Below are 20,395 nucleotides of genomic sequence, written 5' to 3'. Positions count from 1 at the left end.
TTTGGTAAGGATTGCGCTAGCTGTTGTTCCATTTACAAGATTGAAAATAGAGTAGCGTATTGAAAATAAATGTTTTTATAAATACATAATATATAATCTAATTTAAAAATTCACAAAAGATGAAATACTTAGTTTTAGGGTTAATCGTCACTTCATTGGTTACTTTAACAGCGTGTAACGATAAAAAAGAAGCTGCACCAACAGTAGCGGATACACCAACGGAAACGATACAGGAAAAGCCAGCAGAAGCGGTAGATTTTACAGAGTTGTTGGGGCATTATGATCATATGACTTTTGCTTTGTCCTCTGATAATGCTGAAGAAACAGCTAAGGCAGCGACGGGGATGTTAGCGGCTTTACAAAAGATGAAGGGCGCTCATTTTGATGAAGAACACAAGGATACTTACCAAGATATTGCTGCTAATATTAAAGAAAATGCAGAACATATTGAAGATAATGTTGGGGATATTACACACCAAAGAGAACATTTAGTGGAAATTAGCACAGATATCTATGATTTAGTACAACTATTTGGTATTTCAAAACCATATTACAAAGTTTTCTGCCCTATGGTCAATGGAGGAGAAGGTGCTTTTTGGTTGAGTACAGCGAAAGATTTTAGAAACCCTTATATGGGCGAAAAAATGTTGTCTTGTGGGTCAATCCAAGAAGAATTAAATTAATTGCCCCCCTTTATTTTATCCCCTTTGATGTAAGCATATAAGGGGGTAAAATACTTTGTAATCTTAAGGCTATGTTTAGTAAAAGTAGTACCTATATCTTCTTCTTCTTACTGGTCTGTTTTGCTTTAATTCAATTGAAAAGACCAGAAATCAAGGCCTATACGGTACCTGCAGAGGAAAGTTTCAATGTGGCCTTTCAAGTTCCTTCAGAAGTGCAATCGATCTTGAAAACCTCCTGTTATGACTGCCATAGTAATGAAACGACGTACCCTTGGTACAGCAAAGTTCAACCGATGGCCTGGTTGATGGAACAGCACATTGTAGAAGGAAAAGAAAAACTGAACTTTGATGAGGTAGCTGCCTATGGAACGCGAAAAAGAAGGTCGAAGTTCAAGCAAATTATCAATCAGATTCAGCAAGGAAAAATGCCTTTGACGTCCTATACCCTAATGCACAAAGGGACAGCTTTGACGAAAGAGGAAGAAGAGATTTTAATTCGTTATTTTAATTCATTAGTAAAACCATAAAACAATGAAAAAATATACTTGTCCCATGCATCTTCAAATTTTAGAAGATCAGCCTGGAAAATGCCCCATTTGCGGAATGGATTTAGTTCCATTCGGAGCCACTGGAGGACATGCCGATGATGAACATCACCATCATCATATGGAACATACCCATGATAAACATAAAGGGCATAATACCAATGCTTTCTTAAGTAAATTTTGGGTGAGCTTAGCAGTGACGATTCCCATTCTCATCTTATCTCCCATGATACAGCACTGGTTGGGTTTTACTTTGAGCTTTACAGGTGATAAATATGTGTTATTTGCTTTGGGAACATTTATTTATTGCTATGGGGGAATGCCTTTCTTAAAGGGAATGATAGGGGAAGTAAAAGCAAAGAATATTGGAATGATGACATTAGTCGCAATTGCAATTACAGTCGCCTATACGTATTCAACGGCAGTTGTATTTGGCTTAGAAGGGATGGATTTCTTCTGGGAATTGGCTACCCTTATTGTTATTATGCTCCTTGGACATTGGTTAGAGATGCGTTCCCAAATGGCGGCTTCTAAGGCATTACAATCCTTAGTGGCTTTATTACCCAATGAAGTAACAGTAGAACGAGAAGGGGAGGCTGTAAAAATCAAGTTGAGTGAACTAACAGATAAAGAAACAGTCATTATCAAACCTGGTGAAAAAATTCCCGCAGATGGAGAAGTAATAGAAGGGATGTCCTATGTTAATGAGAGTATGCTGACGGGTGAAAGTGTTCCAGTGAAAAAGGAAGTAAAAGCAAAAGTAATCGCGGGCTCTATCAATGGCGATGGCGCGTTAAAAGTATGGGTAACCGGTGTTGGAAAAGACAGCTACTTAAACAAAGTTATTACCCTGGTTCAAGATGCACAAACAGCTAAATCGAATACCCAAAATCTAGCGGATAAAGTAGCGAAATGGCTAACTTTTATCGCCCTATTTGCTGGGGTTGCAACCTTTGCATATTGGTATAGTGTAGAAGGAAACTTGAGTTTTGCTTTAGAGCGTATGGTGACGGTTATGGTAACGGCATGTCCGCATGCTTTAGGTGTTGCAATTCCATTGGTTGTGGCTATTTCGACGACACTCTCCGCTACTAATGGGCTATTAATCAGAAACCGAACAGCTTTTGAAATTACCAGAAACTTAACGACTATTATTTTTGATAAAACGGGTACGTTAACTGAAGGTTCCCATGAAGTACAAGATATTATTCCTTTAGGGGATTATTCCTCCCAAGAAATTATTCAATACGCAGCTGCAGTTCAACAAAACTCAGAACATCACATCGCTAAGGGAATTATGCGCGTACTCCAAGCAAATGCTTATCCTTTGTGGAAATCAGAAGATTTTCTGTATATGCAAGGAATAGGTGTAAAGGGGAAGGTAAATGGAAAAGAAGTAATTGCTGCTGGACCAAACTATTTTACAACAAATAATCTCGCTGTCCCACCAATTCCAAAAGAAATAGATCAAGATACAGCCACTGTCAACTTTGTATTAATAGACAATCAAGTTGTTGGTATTTTAAGCTTAGCGGATAGAATTAGAACAGGATCCGCAGAGGCTATTGCAGAATTAAAAGCAATGGGAATTAAGTCCTTTCTGCTTACAGGTGATAATGAGAAAATAGCGGCTTCGGTAGCAGCTAAATTGGGTATGGATGGTTATTTGGCGAATGTACTTCCCCATAATAAACAAGAAATTGTGAAAGAATACCAAGCTAAAGGAGAAATAGTAGCGATGACTGGGGATGGAGTGAATGATGCACCTGCTTTAGCGCAAGCAAATGTAGGGATTGCCATCGGATCAGGAACGGATGTAGCGGCAGAAACAGCAGATATTATTTTAGTGAATAGCGACCCAAGAGATGTGGTAAAATTAATTGGATTTGGTAAGAAAACATACCGTAAGATGATTCAAAACCTTTTGTGGGCCGTAGGATATAACGTGATCGCAATACCTTTAGCTGCTGGAATATTGTATCCACATTTTATGCTTAGTCCTGCTTTAGGTGCGGTATTAATGAGTGCAAGTACAATTGTCGTAGCATTAAATGCAAGCTTATTAAAAATGAATACAATAAAATAACTTACTTTATGACAGTGGAAGTTATAAAGTGAAATACTTTGAAAACCGGTAGTTTGACTATCGGTTTTTTTTATTTACAAGTTTAATGGAACTGAAGTAAGAATCAAATTACAGTTTTTGATTACGCATGTATTGGAAAAAAGCATAGGTTTTGCGTTGCTTTAAATACGCAAGATTAGCTTCATTTTTATAGGCTTCTTGTTCAAATGAAATGGCGCGATACGCTTTTTTTCTGTTTCTCAAATATAGTAATCGAATGAGAAATTCAATTCCATACCAAAGATAAAAAGGAAGAATAAGAAGTTCGAGTTGTTGTTTTAGGTGAATGCGTTCATGATTGACTAGAATAGCATCTTCAGCAAAAGAGGCATCTTTGTAGATAATAAAGGGGTATAAGGTGAGGGCTGCTATATGTTTAGGCAGTTGTTTACAAACGATAACAGATTGCTTTTGCTTCATACCTTGCAAAGGTTAATAAGAAATATGAAGCAAATTACGCTTTTTTTCGTCTTCTTTTTAGGCTAATACGCGTGCTTCTAATTTGATCGACTGTATGGTGTCGTAAGTATTCGTGGTGTAGGAGCCAACCACCAATACCACCCAATAAACTGCCAATAACAATATCCGTTAATCGCGCTTGTATAAGTTCGTTAGGAGAGTGAATCAATGAACTTCCTGCTTCTGCTAATAAAACCGTTAAAGCGGTAATGAATATCACAGCAAGAGCATAGTTTCTCGAAATGAAAATTTCAATGATAAATTGCAAAAGCATGATGCAAATACACAAGTATAGCGGATCTTGTGAGATGGAAATAAGAATCCAACAAAGTCCAATGCCAATGAAAGTTCCCGCAATACGATGCAAGGCTCTTTGCCAGACGTGATAAAGGGAAATCCCTTGCATAATTGCCAAGCAAGAAATGGGAATCCAATAGGGATTGTTGAAATTCAGTAAATTACCAATCAATAGCGATAAGCACATAAAAGCCCCCACAATAAGAGAACGAATGAAGTAATCGACTTGTGTTTTTATAGGAACAGGTATAATAATGCGAACAGGCGTTTTAGAGGTGTATTTGCGCCCAACAATAAAGCTGTAAATCAAAGCTAAGGTACAAGCGAAAATAGTTCCCAAAACAAAATAGCCAATTCGCGTGGCAATGGTGTCAAAGTCAAACGGAGTATTACTAGCCATTGAGGCAATCATGATAAAGAAAAAACTACCAGGAGGAGGCATCGAAAAATACAAGGATATCCAGTGTACAGCTGTCGCAAATAATCCAAATACAAGGGCAGATACAATAAAATTAAAGCTAAAAATAACCCCTACTACATAGGAAAACATAAAGCCAAATGAACACACCAACATGATAAACATACGTTGAGGAGTAGGTAAATTGGAAGGGAGATATAAAATAACCAAACCGGCTAAACAAGCTAATAGACCTGCTTGTAAGTTATCAAAATACCACCCGACTAACAAGGGAACTCCAATGGCAAACATAGCCATAAAAGGAATGTGCCATAAGCGATCACTGTGTTTGAGTTGGAATAAATTTTTACTTTCTTGTTTGAGTAATTGAACGAAGAAGTTACTTCTCATGGTTAAAATTGGTTTTTTAGCTTACGATGAGTAAACTGTACTGCGTTGATTAATCGTGTCTTACATAAGAGGTAAAGGCCTTAATAATCAACTTGTAAGGTAGGGCAAAGGTACGAATCAATTTGCAGTTTAAAAATAGAAGAAACGAGTAAAATAGAGGACAAAAGAAGGAGATGAAATAATTCAATAAAAAAAGGCTATCCTCGAAAGGATAACCTCTTTTGTTGAAAAAGTAGTTGTTAGTTTTGGTGAAGCGTTGATTTAAAATCGTTTAATCGCGCTTCAAATTCTTGTTGTAAGTTGTCATTGACAATCGTTCCTTCTTTAAAATTATCCTGGAAACTTGGCAAGGAGAAATGAGATTTAATATTTCCACCAAAGAAAGGAAAGATTGTTTTGGCTGATTCCATAACAAACTGCCCTCCTCTAGGTCCAGGTGATGTTGATAATAATAGCATTGGTTTTTGTTGAAACAAAGCTTTATCCGCACGTGATCCCCAGTCAAAGATGTTTTTGAAAGCGGTACTGAATGTTCCGTTGTGTTCAGCGAGACCAATAACTAAGGCATCACTTTCTTTTAAGATTTGATTGAAAGCGAGTGCTTTTTCAGGAATACCGGCTTGGTTTCGCTCTGGCGAATAAATAGGCATCTCGTAATCGTTGAGGTCTAAAATTTGTATTTCGTATTCTTGTAAAGTATCTAAAGCGCTCTTTACTAACTCAAGGTTGATAGATTGCGTACTATTTGTAGCTGCAAAGGCTGTAATTTTCATGGTTGAATTGTTTTTTATTACACTACAAAGATACAAGCAGAAGACTCAACCGTTTCTTAATCTAGAATAAGAAAAAAAATAAGAGCAAATGATGATGTGACTTTTAACTTAAAAAGGAAAGATTCATAGAAGTAAATAGAAGTCACTCTTAAACATGGAAATAAAAAAAAAGCTGCAAAAAATAAATTTTGCAGCTTTTTGTATGTAAAATATAAAGATTATTTGTCGATTGACCCTAAAACGCGTTGCATAAAGCTATTTAAAGCTTCTTTTTGCGTTGCACCTTCTTTCATTAATTTCTGAACTTCTAGTGCTCCATACATATTGGAAATTAATTCGCCAATTACATCTAATTCTTCGTCTTTTAACGAAGGAACTTCCGTAAGGTTTTCCAATACTTCAAGGGTTTCAATGATATAGTCTTGGTCATTTTGCTCAATAAATTGAGTTAAATGTTTAATTACAGGTAATTTCATACTCGTTGTATTTAGAATTAAGCGATTTCACCAACTAACTCGTGTAAAACTTCCGTTTTATTTGTTTGCGTTTGGTTCACTAATTTTCCATTTACGAAAGTAGCGAATGTAGGTAGATTACTCACGTCAGCTAGTTTTCTAGATTCAGGGAATTTCTCAGCATCTGCAACTACAAATGTGATATTCTCTTTTTCTGTTGAAAGCTTTTTAAACTTCGGTTTCATAATTCTACAATTACCACACCATGTAGCTGAAAATTGAACAACTACTTTTTCATTTTGACTTACAATTTCTTGTAAGTTATCTTGATCTAATTCTAAAAGCATTTTTTAAGTTTTTTTACGTTAGTATCTAATTAGTGTTTGCTTAAGTAATCAGCAACACCTTTTCTGTCAGCATTCATTGCATCTTTTCCTTCTTCCCAGTTTGCTGGACATACTTCACCATGTGTTTGAACGTGTGTGTAAGCGTCGATTAAACGCACGTACTCATTTACGTTTCTTCCTAATGGCATATCGTTTACTGACTCATGGAAAATTTTTCCTGTCTCGTCAATTAAATAAGTAGCTCTGTATGTAACGTTTGATCCTTCGATTTGAACTGAATCTAACTCTTCGTTGTATACTTCACTTTCTACGTCTAAAATTCCTAATACAGAAGATAAGTTTCTTTGTGTATCAGCAATGATAGGGTAAGTAACTCCTTCAATACCTCCGTTGTCTTTTGCTGTGTTTAACCAAGCAAAGTGAACTTCGTTTGTATCGCAAGATGCTCCAATTACCATTGTATTTCTTTTTTCAAATTCAGGAAGAGCCTCTTGGAAAGCATGTAATTCTGTTGGACATACGAAAGTAAAGTCTTTTGGATACCAGAATAATAATACTTTTTTGTTATTTTTTGTAGCTTCTTCGAAAATGTTGATTCTTAAATTATCACCCATTTCTGAAATTGCATCTACTGTAATGTTTGGAAACTTTTTACCTACTAAAGACATAATGTTTATTTTTAAAAGTTAATATTTGTTTTTTTCTTTCTTATTTCTAGTACAAAAGTAGCCCACAAAAGTGGCTTATACTATTATTTCTGATTATTGTTTTTTATTTTACTATAAGATTTATTTATAGTAGTGAGGCCTGTCCGATTGATTTACGTTCAACTGTATATCAAATTTCGACGAGACTAAATATACGGAGAAAAAACGAGTTTTAGTGTGAAGGATTTGTTATAAATAGGGGTTGAGAGTTAAGAGTTAAGGGTTAAGAGTTAAGGGTTAAGAGTTAAGGTTATGGAGTGAGAGTTGTGGGGTGAGAGTTAAGAGTTATGGGCGACTTTTCACCTTTTACTGTCAACCGTCTACTGTCCACTGCCAACTGTCTACTGTTTACTATTCACAATTCGTCTTATTTTAATATCAAAAGCAGCGTACAACAAAGTAACAAATGGGCTTAAGTAATTAAAAAAGGCATAGGGTAAATAGGTGAGTGTTGGAATTCCCAATACTCCTGCATGATAAGCACCACAGGTATTCCATGGAATCAATACAGAGGTTACCGTTCCTGAGTCTTCAAGTGTTCTACTTAAGTTTTCAGGAGCGAGTCCTTTTTGTTTATAAGCATCTGCAAACATTTTTCCAGGTACTACGATGGATAAATACTGATCTGAAGTTGTGATATTAACCGCTAAACAACTAGCAACTGTACTGGCAAATAAACCAAATAAACTACTAGCAATAGACAGTAAAGCAGTAGATATTTTTTGCAATGCACCAATAGCTTCCATTGTTCCACCAAAAAACATGGCGCATAGAATCAACCAAACGGTATTAAGCATACTGGCCATTCCTCCAGCTTCAAATAGCCCATTGAGGCTTTCTAAAGGCGATAAAATGCGAATATCAGTGGTTAAAGCTAACATTACTCCCTTATATGCATTGTAGAAATTAAATTCTTCTCCACCTGCTACTGCAACAACAATATTGGGTTGGAAAATCAAAGCAAATACAGCACCTAATAAGGTACCAATTAACAAGGCTGCAATAGGTTGTACTTTCTTTACAATAAGAACAATAACTAATACTGGAACAATAAATAAAAGGGGGGTAATATGAAAGGTAGCACTAATAGCTTCTAGTGTTTCTGCAGTATTTACTTGACCTTCTGCACCATAGATAAATCCTAAAATGATAAATAAGATGAGGGTAACTACATAGGTAGGAACTGTAGTATACAGCATATAGCGAATATGAGTAAACAAATCCGTACCTGCCATTACAGGAGCTAAATTGGTAGTATCCGATAGCGGAGATAATTTATCTCCAAAATACGCACCAGAAACAACGGCTCCACCAATTACCCCTAAAGGCATCCCCAAGGCATTTCCGATTCCTACGAGCGCTATTCCGACAGTCGCAGAGGTGGTCCAAGAACTACCCGTTGCAATAGAAATAATAGACGTGATAATAACACATGCTGGTAGATAAATGGATGGATGTAGAATTTCTAAACCGTAGTAAATCATACTGGGAATAATACCACTCAATAACCAAGTACCCGATAAAGCACCTACTAACAGCAAAATAAAAATGGCATTCGACGTATCACGTACATTATTGACAATTTGCTGTAGAATCTTATCATAAGAAACGCGATTGTACATCCCTACAAGAATTGCAATAGCACCACCCAATAATAAAATGAATTGATTGGTTCCCGATAAAGCATCATCCCGGAATACATAAACATTAATAGCTAGTAATACAACGAGTAATACGACAGGAATTAATGATTGTGTGAGCGAAATTGACTTTTCTTGTTTTTCTTGCATTTCAAGTTTTGTTTAAAGTAATAATTGTTTAAAAAGTAAAAGTACTTAATTTTGATCGAATCGTAAATAATACCCCTCATAAACTGTACCAAAAAAGGGAAGGAAATATTTTTTTAAGGTCAGGTGGTGAGAGGTTAGGCGGTGAGAAGGTTAGGCGGTGAGAGGTTAGGCGGTGAGAGGTTAGGCGATGAGAGGTTAGGCGGTGAGAGGTTAGGCGGTGAGAGGTCAGGTGGTGAGAGGTCAGGTGACGAGAGGGGGAGGTGGTGAGAAGGTGAGAAGATGAGAAGATGAGCAAACCTCACAAAGTACAACCCTCACAAATCACTTTAAAAGATAGTCCCAAGTAAAAACCTCACCAATCTCACCCTCTCATCGCCTCACCACTTCACAAAGCACAAACCTCACAAAGAGCAAACCTCCCCCTATCGAGGTAGCGTTTGTATCAACCGATCTAGCGTAGTATCTTCAGCAGGATAAAATTGAGTACGCTGTTTAAAATCGGCATAAGCAAGTAAAGCTTGTTTGAGATCTCCCTGAATTGATTCCGTTGAAATTGCAATTTGTTCCACAAGGTGAATCAAAAAGTAAATGACGCGTTTTAAATAAGCATGTGCTTGATGGAGTTCCTGAAGTTCTTCGTGGGTATGTGCTAAGTTATTACACGAAATGATATATACTTGGATAACAGGGATCTTTAATCGCATGCACAATTCCCAATGGTTATTTAGTACTTCAGCTCTATACAGCGCCTCTTTGTAGCCCTCTAAGGCTTCCAGGTAGTTTTCCTGGTTGAATTTCTCATTGCTGGATACCGTCAAGGTTTTCCAATAGCGTTCTAGGTGATTTATACAAGTATCGCTCATAATTATTTTAAATTTTGATTCGCAAATTCCCAGTTGACCATTTCCCAAAAATTGGCAATAAATTGAGGTCTTGCATTTCTATAGTCAATATAATAAGCATGTTCCCAAACGTCTAAGGTTAGAATAGGCGTTTTGTTAAGCGTCAAAGGAGTATGTGCCTCTTTTAAGGGGATAATTTCCAACTTATCTTCTTCATTTTGAGCTAGCCAAGTCCAGCCACAACCAAAAAGCTTGGCAGCTGTAGTGGAAAAAAGTGTTTTGAAATGGTCAAAACTACCAAAATCACGAATGATTAAGTCCTTGATTTTTCCCGTAGGAGCTTTTCCTCCAGCAGGGGATAGGCTATGCCAAAAAAAGGTGTGATTCCAGTGTTGAGCGGCATTGTTAAAAATCGCCATATCACCTATTTGATAGCTGTGTAGAATAATTTCAGGTACAGATTTCTCAAGTAAAGGCGTATTTTGAATCAAATCATTGAGGTTATTGACATAAGCAGCATGATGTTTACCGTAATGATAGTCGAAGGTTTCTTCTGTAATTAAAGGGGTAAGTGCATTTTTTTCATAGGGTAATGCAGGTAATTGTAAGTCGATTTCCATTTTTGTTCATTTTATAATTAGTGGACTTATGTCCGTATTTAGGTGGTGTTTTCACCAAATGAAGTGAAGTATGTTTGTACAAATATAGTAGTTATTTAGTATTATGAAAATATAATTTTAGAGTAATCTAAAATTATATTTAGAGTATGTTGATTAATGAGAGTTTATCAAGCTGCCACACTGCGTTTCTATTTTGTTTTTATTTTTGGTGTTTTAGGAGCTATTTTTCCCTCAGTATGGGTTAATTTTGTAAAATATAAATTCTATAGCATATGATAGTTAGAGACAAAAAGCATATTATTCAAATGCTTTTTATTTGGAAAGGATCTGTGTTGAAGAAGATTGCGCCTACTTTATTAGCCATCTTTATTTTTTCTTGGTTAGTCTATTGGAGTCATTATTTTTTTCCAGACATCATTATACCCTTAAATGTTGGAGCATTTACCTTAGTGGGGATTTCCCTTGCCATTTTCTTAGGGTTTTGCAATAGTGCAGCCTATGATCGGTATTGGGAGGGACGAAAGCAATGGGGAAGTTTAGTGATCTACAGTCGCTCTTTGGCTTTTCAGCTGTTGCATTTCATCAAAGAAGATGACAATTTTACTTTGAAAGAGAAGCAAAAGGGCATTCAGTTGATTATTGCATTTTGTTATGCATTAAATAAGCAATTGAGAAATAAAACCGATTGGACGATTGTCCGTTCTTATCTAACGGAAGAAATGTATCAAGAGATGCTGACCAAGCGTTTTAAACCTGCTTTTTTGTTGAGTGAATTAACGAAGTGGGTGAATGAACAGTATAGAGCAGGGCGTATAGATTCAATTACACAGGCGAGAATAGATCAAAATATTGAACAATTGTCGATTGTACTGGCTGCTTGTGAGCGCATTGTACATACTAAGATTCCTTTTGTTTACTTTATTATCTTGCATCGTACTGTTTACGTTTATAGCTTCCTTCTTCCTTTTGGGTTGATTGATTTGATTGTATGGACGATGCCTTTCTTTGTGACCTTCGTGGCTTATACGTTCATCGCTTTAGATGCGGTAGTAGCGGAAATTGCTGAACCTTTTGGAGAAGAAGAAAATGATTTGGCTTTGGATCAAATGTGTGGCAATATCGCCTATTCGTTATCGGAAATTTCAGGACTAGAGCTTCCTGCTTTGGTACTACCAGACGAAAATTACATTGTAAAATAAGGGAACAAGCCCTATATGATAAAAAAAAACACGCCTAATTCGCGTGTTTTTTTGTCTCTAATGACATGGAGTCTTCTTTTTGTTAAGAAAAAATTAACGCAATCAATACCAAAAAAAAGTGACCTATTCGCATTATTTTTTTTGTCTTGTAAATTATTTTTGCTTAGTTTTTATCTAATGATATATGAGTGACTTTGAAGTAAATTCATTTTATGAGTTAATAATACACGATTTAGTGAATCGTGGTTACTCCGTGGTAGATTGTTTTTTCACTGAAAGGGAAATTGACCTGTTGCGCGCTAACTTTTTTATGAAACAAGATTTACAAGTGTTTAAAAAAGCAGCGATTGGACAAGCAAGTGAAGAGCAAATAGTGGAAGAGGTAAGAGGGGATTTTATTTTATGGTTGAATGAACAAACCCCCGATGAGGTTGAGGCGATGTACTTCCAAAAGATGAATGAATTTATTGCTTATGTAAACCGCACGTGTTTCTTGGGAATTAAAGAAGGAGAATTTCACTACGCAAGTTATCCAGTTGGTACAGGATATCAACGTCACTTGGATGTGTTTCACAAAGATACACGTCGTACTTTATCCGTTGTGTTGTATTTAAATGAAAAAGATTGGACCCCAGCTAATGGAGGGGAGTTAGTCTTATTCCTACCAGATGGAGAAGGAAATGAACGAGAGGAAATTGTGTATGCTTTACCAGGTCGATTAGTGATTTTTGACAGTAAATCTATTGAACACGAAGTTCGAACAGTAAACAAACCCCGCTATAGTATTACGGGATGGTTGAAAACAAGATAAGAGAGTTAGGAATACCTAACTCTTTTTTTATTATTAGTTCTTGTGCGAATTTATACATGTTAGAAGCGTATGAATAAATTAGAATAAATACAATAGGTCCAATTGGATTAAAAAGACTTGTTAACTAGTGTAATTAGTGTGATGTTATGAATCAATGTATTGCTGCTATCAAAACAAAAAAACACGAAGCATCCAATATTTTCAGTATTTTTGTTAACACAACAGATATTGCTTCCGAATAGAAGTATCATTTAATAGAGAAAACTATGTTTGATTTTCGGTTAAAAGTTTTTTATACCGTGGCAAAAAGAGAAAGCTTTACAAAAGCAGCCAAAGAACTATTGATTTCTCAACCCGCTGTATCGAAACATATTCGCGAAATAGAGGGACATTATCAAACGAAACTCTTTGTACGGGATGGAATCAATATTCGTTTAACTGAATCTGGACAATTACTCTATACCTATGCAGAAGATATTTTCTCTACCTATCGCAATTTAGAGTTTGACATGCATGCACTCAATGCAAAAATGGATGGTAACTTGCGTATCGGTGCAAGTACAACCGTTTCTCAATATGTTTTACCCCCGCTTCTAGCTGAATTTAGAGCTAAAGTTCACGATATACACCTCGATATTCTGTCTGAAAATTCAGCCGTAATAGAGCAACTACTCTTGAGTAAAAATATCGATGTCGGAGTAGTTGAAGGGTGTTCTAAAAATCCTCAAATCAAGTATATCGATTTTATTGATGATGAAATTGTATTGGTTTGTCGAGCGGATAACCCGAAATTCAAAACGGGAATTATTGAACCAGATGAATTAAAAGAGTATTCCTTCCTATTAAGGGAAGCAGGATCTGGTACGTTAGATGTGATTGAAAGCAACTTAAATCAAGTGGGAATGTCATTGAATCAGTTGCGAAATGAAATGAATTTCTCGAGTACTGAAAGTATCAAGATGTATCTAAAGCACTCCGATAGTTTTGCATTTTTGTCGATTCATGCTATTCTCAAAGAATTAAAATACAACGAATTGGTTGTCGTGGATATTAATGGCTTAGATATCAGACGAAAATTCAGTATTGTACAACGTCAAGGGCAAGAAAGTGCCTTAGTAGAATTATTTATTCGATTCATTAAATCATATAACCTAAAGTTATAACCGATAACTATTATGTATTTTTTCCGCTAGTATAGATGATTGACCTTTGTAGGGTTGAAAATAGATACGTTATGACAGTACAAAATAGCAATACTGCACTCGGTAGTAAAATAATATTCATGGGCTTAGCGATTCTAAGCTTATTTCCTTTTATTTCTTCTGCAACAGCTTTGGTGTTGGGAATCATTTACGCTCAAATCTTTGAAAATCCCTATGCGAAGCAAACGAAAAAAGCCACAGGACTTCTATTGAAGGTGGCTGTAGTTGGATTGGGATTTGGAATGAACGTTTACAGCGCTTTAGCTGCGGGAAAGGATGGCTTTGTCTTGACGATTTTCTCCATCTTTTTAACCTTAACCTTGGGATTCGGAATAGGGAAACTATTGAAAATTGACAAGAAAATATCCTACTTAATTTCTTCTGGAACAGCTATCTGTGGAGGTAGTGCGATTGCGGCTGTATCGCCTGTTATTGATGCAGACGAAAAACAAATCTCAGTTGCTTTGGGGATTGTATTTATCTTGAATTCAGTCGCTTTAATCTTATTTCCTCCTATAGGACATGCGTTAGGGTTGAGCCAAGTAGATTTCGGACTTTGGTCTGCGATTGCTATTCACGATACGAGTTCTGTAGTTGGTGCAGCTGCCAAATATGGAGATGAAGCGTTAGAAGTGGCTACAACGGTTAAATTAGCCCGTGCCTTATGGGTGATTCCAGTTGCATTTTTATCTACAATGCTCTTCAAAAATAAAGGATCTAAAGTGAAAATACCGTATTTTATTGGGTTGTTTGTTTTAGCAATGTTAGCCAATTCCTATATTCCTTTTATTCAACCTTTAGGACCATATATTGTTGAGGTTTCAAAAGCTGCCTTGACACTTACTTTATTTTTAATTGGTACATCACTGTCGTTTAGAACAGTGAAAAATGTGGGTGCCAAACCTTTTATTGAAGGAGTCTTGTTGTGGATCTTTATTTCGGTAAGTTCATTAGCATATATCTTGTATGTGTAGTTTTTTGTGAGGCGATGAGATGGTGAGATGGTGAAATCGGAACGCAGTGGAGATTCATCGAATACGCAAACAAATATAAACCCATGAGATAGATGGTGAGATGGTGAGGTTTGCTCTTTGTGAGGTTTGTGAAATCGGGGGTTTTATCGATTAAAGAGAATTGTTGCAAGAAAACAATACCCCCACAGTATCCCGCGCTCACGCTAGGTTGTGAGGTTTGTGCTTTGTGAGATTTGTGAAATCGTGGGTTTTATCGATTGAAGAAGATGAAATCAGACTATACCCATAATCTCATCAACCATAACCATAATGAGGAGCCACTCTTCTTTAACCGAAGAAATCATCAAAAAAAGCCTCTGACAAAAAAGCGAAAAAGCAATACTCTAATCAGTTGCTCCGCTCTGTATGTCCCCCTGACGAAGGAAGGGTCGCATCCCGTGCTCACGCTAGGCTGTGAAGTTTGTTCTTTGTGAGGTTTGTGAAATCGGGGGTTTTATCGATTAAAGAGAATTGTTGCAAAAAAACAATACCCCCACAGTATCCCGCGCTCACGCTAGGTTGTGAGGTTTGTGCTTTGTGAGATTTGTGAATTCGTGGGTTTTATCGATTGAAGAAGATGAAATCAGACTATACCCATAATCTCATCAACCATAACCATAATGAGGAGCCACTCTTCTTTAACCGCAGAAATCATCAAAAAAGCCTCTGACAAAAAAGCGAAAAAGCAATACTCTAATCAGTTGCTCCCGATTAGTAATCCCCCTGACGAAGGAAGGGTCGCATCCCGCGCTCACGCTAGGCTGTGAGGTTTGTGCTTTGTGACAATCCTTCAAAAAGGCAAAGAAGTGAAAAAGCAAAACACACTTTTTACAAAAACTAATTTGACCTTTATTTGAGTTAGTTGAAGGGTTTTTTGTTTCTTTTTTACCCTTTAAAAAAGAAAAGATTATTCTTTGTGAGGTTTGCTTTTGCGAAGCAATAAAAAAAAATCGGCAATTTTAAATTGCCGATTTTTTTTTATACTTATACTTGGATCACACCTAAGTTAAACGGTTTTTCGATAGGAGCGTGGTTCGCCGCTTCAATTCCCATAGAAATCCACTTTCTCGTATCTAATGGATCGATGATAGCATCAGTCCAAATGCGAGCAGCAGCGTAATAAGGAGAAACTTGTTTGTCGTATTTCGCTTTAATCTTATCGAATAATTTTTGTTCTTCTTCAGCTGATAATTCTTGTCCTTTTGCTTTTAAAGAAGAAGCTTCAATTTGCAACAATACTTTTGCTGCTTGTGCTCCTCCCATTACAGCAAGTTCAGCACTTGGCCAGGCAAAGATTAAACGTGGGTCATAAGCTTTTCCACACATTGCATAATTACCTGCTCCGTATGAGTTTCCTACAACTACCGTAAATTTAGGAACAACAGAGTTAGATACCGCATTCACCATCTTCGCTCCATCCTTGATAATTCCTCCGTGCTCTGATTTAGAACCTACCATGAATCCTGTTACGTCTTGTAAGAATACCAATGGAATTTTCTTTTGGTTACAGTTCGCAATAAAACGAGTCGCTTTATCTGCAGAATCAGAATAGATTACTCCTCCAAACTGCATTTCACCTTTTTTCGTTTTTACTACTTTACGTTGATTCGCAACAATTCCCACAGCCCATCCATCAATACGAGCATACCCCGTAATCAAGGATTGACCATATCCTGCTTTGTATTCTTCAAATTCAGACTCATCAACTAAGCGTTTGATGATTTCCATCATATCATATTGCTCTGCACGAGATTTAGGTAGAATACCGTAAATTTCATTTGGATCTGCAGCTGGTTTTTTAGCTGCAATTCGATTATAACCTGCTTTGTCAAAATCACCAATCTTATCTACAATATTTTTGATGGTATCTAAAGCATCTTTATCGTCTTTTGCTTTGTAATCTGTAACACCTGAAATCTCACAGTGTGTCGTTGCACCACCAAGGGTTTCATTGTCAATACTCTCGCCAATAGCTGCTTTTACTAAGTAGCTTCCAGCCAAGAAAATACTCCCCGTTTTATCTACGATTAATGCTTCATCACTCATGATTGGCAAGTAAGCACCACCTGCAACACAGCTTCCCATTACAGCAGCAATTTGCGTGATACCCATGCTACTCATGATTGCGTTGTTTCTGAAAATTCTTCCGAAGTGCTCTTTATCAGGGAAAATCTCATCTTGAAGAGGTAAATATACTCCAGCACTATCTACCAAGTAAATAATTGGAAGTTTATTCTCAATCGCGATTTCTTGTGCACGTAAATTTTTCTTTCCTGTAATCGGAAACCAAGCACCCGCTTTTACTGTAGCATCATTTGCTACAACGATACATTGTTTTCCTTTGATATAACCTATTTTGACTACAACACCAGCAGAAGGACATCCTCCGTGTTCTTCATACATCTCATCTCCTGCAAAAGCACCAATTTCGATACTATTAGTTTTAGGATCTAATAGGTAATCAATGCGCTCTCTGGCTGTCATTTTTCCTTGTTGGTGTAATTTTTCAATTCGTTTTTCACCTCCACCAAGTTTAACTTTTGCTAGTTTTCGTTTTAAATCTGAAAGCAATAACTTGTTGTGATCTTCGTTTTTATTGAAGTTAATATCCATAGTTATCTAGGTTGTTGTATAATGTTATTAGTTTTCGCTAAAGTACAAAATAAAAATTTATAGGAATAGCCATAGTGTGAATATTCAAGAATGCTTAAATATAAAAGACAATACAAAAGAAAGTAATTCATCCACAAAGAGAGCATCAAATAAATAGCTGTATTTTTGTTAAATTTATAGGGTCAACTAAAAAATAGCCTATGCAGGTGCGAGATTTATTTATTTTGGTAATTAAGCTTGTCGTATTAGTCTTGCTAATTGATATAGTTTTTTCTACCATTCCTTTTGTAGCCATAGAAGTTGCTACAACTCACAGTATTTTAGAAACAAATAAAGTCAATGGAGTAACCTTGCTGATTTCTCTTGTACTATTAATTCTACTCTTTCGATATGCTGGGAAATTGGTTGACTGGCTAAAAATCGAACAATGCTTTTCGAATCCAGTTCTTCCTTTACAACATATTACGTTGTCTATGCTTGCACAGTCGGGTATCTTTTTTGTAGGATTAAGCTTATTTATTCATAATCTCCCTTCTTTTTTGAGTAATACGTGGTTTTGGTTCAAAGCAACAGCAACAGAAAATCCGTATGAATATGTACAAACTGGCAATTATTGGTTTATTAGTGTATTCAATTTAGTTTTGGGGTATCTTTTGGTGTTTAATACACATCGTATCGCACGTTGGATGCTCAAGAATCAAGAATAGGGTGTGAAAAATTGAAAATATTGAATTTCAGTGGGTTAAATAAATGAGGTGCTAATAATATACCATGCTATATTACTCCAATGTTACCTTAATGTTAAGTGATTATTGAATTTTAATACTCATGTTAATTCTGTAAGTGGTTAAAAATCAATAAATAGTCGTAAATTGTATCAATAAAATAAAGGGAAACCGTGTTTTGACGTAAAAATTAACGTTAAGGAAACATTAGGTTGATTTTATTGCGTAATTTTGCCTCTGTTTATAACATATATTATTATATAATGTCATTGAATAACATTTTTCAATTTTTAGTTCCAAAGGACAAAACGTTTTATCCTTTATTTGAACAAGCAGCTGTAAAGCTTAAAAAATTATCAGAAACGCTGAATGAAGCTGTGAATACACCAGCTAAGGAGAGAGAGAAATTACTTAAAGATGTTGAAGTAATTAAGGTGGAAATCGAAGCGATCGCACAGAAAACAAGAATTGAATTGGGAAAAAACTTTATCACACCTTTTGATAGAGAAGATATCCACAGTTTAATTACTGCGGTTGATGATGTAGCGGATCACTTATCTGATGCTGCTTCTCGTATGAGATTGTATCAAATTGATAAAGTTACTAAGCCTTTGCGTAAATTAACGGAAGCGAATTTAGAAGCTTGTAGTGAGGTTTACAAAGGACTATTACACTTGAAAGATTTAAAAAAGCTAGAAGAGTTAGCTACTGTATGTAAAAACATTTCACGCTTAGAAAGAAAAGCGGATAAAGTTTTTGATAAGGCCGTGGCCGATATTTTTGAAAATGAAAATAACGCGATCGAAATTATAAAATACAAAGAGGTAATGGTGGCTTTAGAAACGGCTACAGATAGTTGTAGAGACGTGGCTAACGTTTTAGAAACTGTTATCGTTAAATACTCTTAATGATCTAGCGCAAGTATATGGAATTTTTTACAGAAATATTGAGTAATCAAAGCGGGATATTGCTAATTGTTATTATCATTTTAGCTTTAGGTTTTGATTATATCAATGGTTTTCATGATGCCGCAAACTCAATTGCTACTATTGTAACAACACGAGTTTTGACGCCTTTCCAAGCAGTGCTTTGGGCAGCGGCTTTTAACTTCGCAGCTTATTTTATCTCCTTATACATTATTGGTGAATTTAAAATTGGTAATACCATCGCCAAATCCGTAAATGAGAATTTTATTAGCTTAGAAGTTATTTTTGCAGGTTTAATTGCTGCGATTATTTGGAATTTAGCCACATGGAAGTTAGGTATTCCTTCTTCTTCTTCGCATACCTTAATTGGTGGTTTTATTGGAGCTGCTGTTGCTCACGCAGGTGGTTTCTCTATTGAAGGAGTTGATGTAGTGGTGTACTCGAAAGTAATTCCAATTTTCTTATTCATTTTTGGAGCTCCTTTATTAGGTTTAATACTCGCTTATTTTATTACCATCGCTATTATGTGGATTTGTAGAAATCAAAACCACTACAAATGCGAAAAATGGTTTAAACGCTTACAATTAGTTTCTTCTGCTTTGTTCTCTTTAGGACATGGAGGAAACGATGCTCAGAAAGTAATGGGTATTATTGGAGCTGCAGTAATTTTCTATCACGTAAATGTTGATATGGACCCAGATTACTTAGTAGATGGAGTAGATACATTTAAAGTGTTCGTAGAGCACTGGTGGTGGGTTCCGCTTGCTTCTTTCTTATTCATTGGTTTAGGAACGTTATCTGGAGGATGGAAGATTGTTAAAACAATGGGAAGTAAGATTACCAAAGTAACGCCATTAGAAGGTGTTGCTGCTGAAACAGCTGGAGCTGTAGCGTTATACGTAACAGAGCACTTAGGTATCCCAGTTTCAACAACACATACGATTACAGGTTCTATTATTGGGGTTGGTGTAACAAAACGCGTATCAGCGGTACGTTGGGGAGTTACAATTAACTTATTATGGGCTTGGGTATTGACTATCCCTGTATCAGCTATTATCGCTATGATTGTATATTATATCGTATCAGCAGTGATTTAATTAGACACAAGTTTTTAAGTATAGATAAAAAAGGAATGATTGAAAAATCATTCCTTTTTTTGTTGGATATACCTAGGTAAATAAGATTAGTAAAGCGAGAAGAAGTAAGGTTATGTGCTTTTATTCTTGACTCATAAAGAATAAATAACTACTACTAAAAAGGAGATAAAAGGATAACGTATTCTTATTTTTCTTTTCTTTTCTATAACTAGTTTGAAGGTTTAAAAAATAGAGGAAAAAGAAATAAAAACCACCAATAAGTAAGGCGGTGAAAATTTAAATAATTGAATTCTTTTTTTATAAAAATGCAACTGTATTTTATGCTTAACGCCTGTAATTCCTACAGGTGTATTCTTTT

General features: G+C 35.9%; 20 protein-coding genes. 10 read left to right on the top strand and 10 right to left on the bottom strand.

Annotation, left to right across the window (positions count from 1 at the left end):
- Nucleotides 1-119 precede the first annotated feature (119 nt).
- The 3 genes from ACUTSE_RS03575 (at nt 120) to ACUTSE_RS03565 (ending at nt 3,314) form a co-directional block, all read left to right on the top strand.
- Nucleotides 120-683, top strand: a complete 564-nt coding sequence (locus ACUTSE_RS03575) for a DUF3347 domain-containing protein (protein ID WP_445639260.1) — start codon at nt 120-122, stop codon at nt 681-683.
- A 71-nt stretch (nt 684-754) separates the two neighbouring features.
- A complete protein-coding gene (locus ACUTSE_RS03570) occupies nt 755-1,210 on the top strand; it encodes a heme-binding domain-containing protein (RefSeq protein WP_445639259.1) in 456 nt (151 codons plus the stop codon).
- 4 nt (nt 1,211-1,214) lie between these two features.
- A complete protein-coding gene (locus tag ACUTSE_RS03565) occupies nt 1,215-3,314 on the top strand; it encodes a heavy metal translocating P-type ATPase (protein ID WP_445639258.1) in 2,100 nt (699 codons plus the stop codon).
- A 108-nt stretch (nt 3,315-3,422) separates the two neighbouring features.
- Here ACUTSE_RS03565 and ACUTSE_RS03560 read toward each other — a convergent pair whose 3' ends face one another.
- The 9 genes from ACUTSE_RS03560 to ACUTSE_RS03520 form a co-directional block, all read right to left on the bottom strand.
- Entirely contained in the window at nt 3,423-3,773 is a 351-nt protein-coding gene (locus ACUTSE_RS03560; protein WP_115090759.1) for a hypothetical protein, read from the bottom strand.
- Nucleotides 3,774-3,807: 34 nt separating this feature from the next.
- Nucleotides 3,808-4,917, bottom strand: coding sequence for an FUSC family protein (locus ACUTSE_RS03555; protein ID WP_445639257.1), 1,110 nt, complete (start codon nt 4,915-4,917; stop codon nt 3,808-3,810).
- A gap of 239 nt (nt 4,918-5,156) precedes the next feature.
- On the bottom strand, nt 5,157-5,690 hold the full coding sequence (locus ACUTSE_RS03550; protein ID WP_002985725.1) for an NADPH-dependent FMN reductase: 534 nt from the start codon (nt 5,688-5,690) through the stop codon (nt 5,157-5,159).
- Between the two features lie 218 nt (nt 5,691-5,908).
- Nucleotides 5,909-6,166: a DUF6952 family protein gene (locus ACUTSE_RS03545; protein ID WP_002985723.1), complete on the bottom strand. Its 258-nt coding sequence runs from the start codon at nt 6,164-6,166 to the stop codon at nt 5,909-5,911.
- 17 nt (nt 6,167-6,183) lie between these two features.
- A complete protein-coding gene (locus tag ACUTSE_RS03540) occupies nt 6,184-6,492 on the bottom strand; it encodes a thioredoxin family protein (RefSeq protein ID WP_002985721.1) in 309 nt (102 codons plus the stop codon).
- Nucleotides 6,493-6,521: 29 nt separating this feature from the next.
- Entirely contained in the window at nt 6,522-7,160 is a 639-nt protein-coding gene (locus tag ACUTSE_RS03535; protein ID WP_002985718.1) for a peroxiredoxin, read from the bottom strand.
- A 380-nt stretch (nt 7,161-7,540) separates the two neighbouring features.
- Nucleotides 7,541-8,989 (bottom strand): Na+/H+ antiporter NhaC, encoded by a 1,449-nt coding sequence (gene nhaC / locus ACUTSE_RS03530; RefSeq protein WP_445639256.1) that lies wholly within the window; start codon nt 8,987-8,989, stop codon nt 7,541-7,543.
- A gap of 422 nt (nt 8,990-9,411) precedes the next feature.
- Nucleotides 9,412-9,852 carry a tetratricopeptide repeat protein gene (locus tag ACUTSE_RS03525; RefSeq protein WP_445639255.1) on the bottom strand — a complete coding sequence of 147 codons (441 nt, stop codon included), beginning with the start codon at nt 9,850-9,852 and terminating at the stop codon, nt 9,412-9,414.
- A gap of 2 nt (nt 9,853-9,854) precedes the next feature.
- Nucleotides 9,855-10,451 (bottom strand): superoxide dismutase, encoded by a 597-nt coding sequence (locus ACUTSE_RS03520; RefSeq protein WP_445639254.1) that lies wholly within the window; start codon nt 10,449-10,451, stop codon nt 9,855-9,857.
- 272 nt (nt 10,452-10,723) lie between these two features.
- On the opposite strand from ACUTSE_RS03520, the gene ACUTSE_RS03515 reads away from it, so the two are divergent.
- The 4 genes from ACUTSE_RS03515 to ACUTSE_RS03500 all read left to right on the top strand — a co-directional run bounded on the left by ACUTSE_RS03515 (nt 10,724) and on the right by ACUTSE_RS03500 (nt 14,637).
- Entirely contained in the window at nt 10,724-11,650 is a 927-nt protein-coding gene (locus tag ACUTSE_RS03515) for a bestrophin family protein (protein WP_445639253.1), read from the top strand.
- A 184-nt stretch (nt 11,651-11,834) separates the two neighbouring features.
- Nucleotides 11,835-12,461 (top strand): 2OG-Fe(II) oxygenase, encoded by a 627-nt coding sequence (locus tag ACUTSE_RS03510; RefSeq protein ID WP_445639252.1) that lies wholly within the window; start codon nt 11,835-11,837, stop codon nt 12,459-12,461.
- A gap of 266 nt (nt 12,462-12,727) precedes the next feature.
- The gene (locus ACUTSE_RS03505; protein ID WP_115090751.1) at nt 12,728-13,624 is read left to right on the top strand and encodes a LysR family transcriptional regulator; all 897 of its coding nucleotides are present in this window, start codon (nt 12,728-12,730) and stop codon (nt 13,622-13,624) included.
- A gap of 71 nt (nt 13,625-13,695) precedes the next feature.
- Nucleotides 13,696-14,637, top strand: coding sequence for a YeiH family protein (locus ACUTSE_RS03500; RefSeq protein ID WP_445639251.1), 942 nt, complete (start codon nt 13,696-13,698; stop codon nt 14,635-14,637).
- 1,023 nt (nt 14,638-15,660) lie between these two features.
- On the opposite strand, the gene ACUTSE_RS03495 is transcribed toward ACUTSE_RS03500, so the two are convergent.
- Nucleotides 15,661-17,289: an acyl-CoA carboxylase subunit beta gene (locus ACUTSE_RS03495; protein ID WP_002985701.1), complete on the bottom strand. Its 1,629-nt coding sequence runs from the start codon at nt 17,287-17,289 to the stop codon at nt 15,661-15,663.
- Between the two features lie 200 nt (nt 17,290-17,489).
- On the opposite strand from ACUTSE_RS03495, the gene ACUTSE_RS03490 reads away from it, so the two are divergent.
- The 3 genes from ACUTSE_RS03490 (at nt 17,490) to ACUTSE_RS03480 (ending at nt 20,037) form a co-directional block, all read left to right on the top strand.
- A complete protein-coding gene (locus tag ACUTSE_RS03490; RefSeq protein WP_445639250.1) occupies nt 17,490-17,996 on the top strand; it encodes a hypothetical protein in 507 nt (168 codons plus the stop codon).
- 281 nt (nt 17,997-18,277) lie between these two features.
- Nucleotides 18,278-18,922 (top strand): DUF47 domain-containing protein, encoded by a 645-nt coding sequence (locus ACUTSE_RS03485; protein WP_002985696.1) that lies wholly within the window; start codon nt 18,278-18,280, stop codon nt 18,920-18,922.
- 17 nt (nt 18,923-18,939) lie between these two features.
- Entirely contained in the window at nt 18,940-20,037 is a 1,098-nt protein-coding gene (locus ACUTSE_RS03480) for an anion permease (protein ID WP_445639249.1), read from the top strand.
- The last annotated feature ends 358 nt before the right edge of the window (nt 20,038-20,395 follow it).

The organism is Myroides sp. TSA_177.3 (assembly GCF_052691955.1).
The sequence above is the reverse complement of the archived record's forward strand: the minus strand, read 5'-3'. Positions and strand labels throughout refer to the sequence as shown.

Bases quoted from the DNA above. Each gene is read 5' to 3' on its own strand.
- ACUTSE_RS03565 (WP_445639258.1), top strand. From the start codon at position 1,215: ATGAAAAAATATACTTGTCCCATGCATCTTCAAATTTTAGAAGATCAG.
- ACUTSE_RS03540 (WP_002985721.1), bottom strand. From the start codon at position 6,492: ATGCTTTTAGAATTAGATCAAGATAACTTACAAGAAATTGTAAGTCAA.
- ACUTSE_RS03575 (WP_445639260.1), top strand. From the start codon at position 120: ATGAAATACTTAGTTTTAGGGTTAATCGTCACTTCATTGGTTACTTTA.
- ACUTSE_RS03515 (WP_445639253.1), top strand. From the start codon at position 10,724: ATGATAGTTAGAGACAAAAAGCATATTATTCAAATGCTTTTTATTTGG.
- ACUTSE_RS03510 (WP_445639252.1), top strand. From the start codon at position 11,835: ATGAGTGACTTTGAAGTAAATTCATTTTATGAGTTAATAATACACGAT.
- ACUTSE_RS03525 (WP_445639255.1), bottom strand. From the start codon at position 9,852: ATGAGCGATACTTGTATAAATCACCTAGAACGCTATTGGAAAACCTTG.
- ACUTSE_RS03550 (WP_002985725.1), bottom strand. From the start codon at position 5,690: ATGAAAATTACAGCCTTTGCAGCTACAAATAGTACGCAATCTATCAAC.
- nhaC (WP_445639256.1), bottom strand. From the start codon at position 8,989: ATGCAAGAAAAACAAGAAAAGTCAATTTCGCTCACACAATCATTAATT.
- ACUTSE_RS03490 (WP_445639250.1), top strand. From the start codon at position 17,490: ATGCAGGTGCGAGATTTATTTATTTTGGTAATTAAGCTTGTCGTATTA.
- ACUTSE_RS03485 (WP_002985696.1), top strand. From the start codon at position 18,278: ATGTCATTGAATAACATTTTTCAATTTTTAGTTCCAAAGGACAAAACG.
- ACUTSE_RS03495 (WP_002985701.1), bottom strand. From the start codon at position 17,289: ATGGATATTAACTTCAATAAAAACGAAGATCACAACAAGTTATTGCTT.
- ACUTSE_RS03520 (WP_445639254.1), bottom strand. From the start codon at position 10,451: ATGGAAATCGACTTACAATTACCTGCATTACCCTATGAAAAAAATGCA.
- ACUTSE_RS03560 (WP_115090759.1), bottom strand. From the start codon at position 3,773: ATGAAGCAAAAGCAATCTGTTATCGTTTGTAAACAACTGCCTAAACAT.
- ACUTSE_RS03535 (WP_002985718.1), bottom strand. From the start codon at position 7,160: ATGTCTTTAGTAGGTAAAAAGTTTCCAAACATTACAGTAGATGCAATT.
- ACUTSE_RS03480 (WP_445639249.1), top strand. From the start codon at position 18,940: ATGGAATTTTTTACAGAAATATTGAGTAATCAAAGCGGGATATTGCTA.
- ACUTSE_RS03505 (WP_115090751.1), top strand. From the start codon at position 12,728: ATGTTTGATTTTCGGTTAAAAGTTTTTTATACCGTGGCAAAAAGAGAA.
- ACUTSE_RS03570 (WP_445639259.1), top strand. From the start codon at position 755: ATGTTTAGTAAAAGTAGTACCTATATCTTCTTCTTCTTACTGGTCTGT.
- ACUTSE_RS03500 (WP_445639251.1), top strand. From the start codon at position 13,696: ATGACAGTACAAAATAGCAATACTGCACTCGGTAGTAAAATAATATTC.
- ACUTSE_RS03555 (WP_445639257.1), bottom strand. From the start codon at position 4,917: ATGAGAAGTAACTTCTTCGTTCAATTACTCAAACAAGAAAGTAAAAAT.
- ACUTSE_RS03545 (WP_002985723.1), bottom strand. From the start codon at position 6,166: ATGAAATTACCTGTAATTAAACATTTAACTCAATTTATTGAGCAAAAT.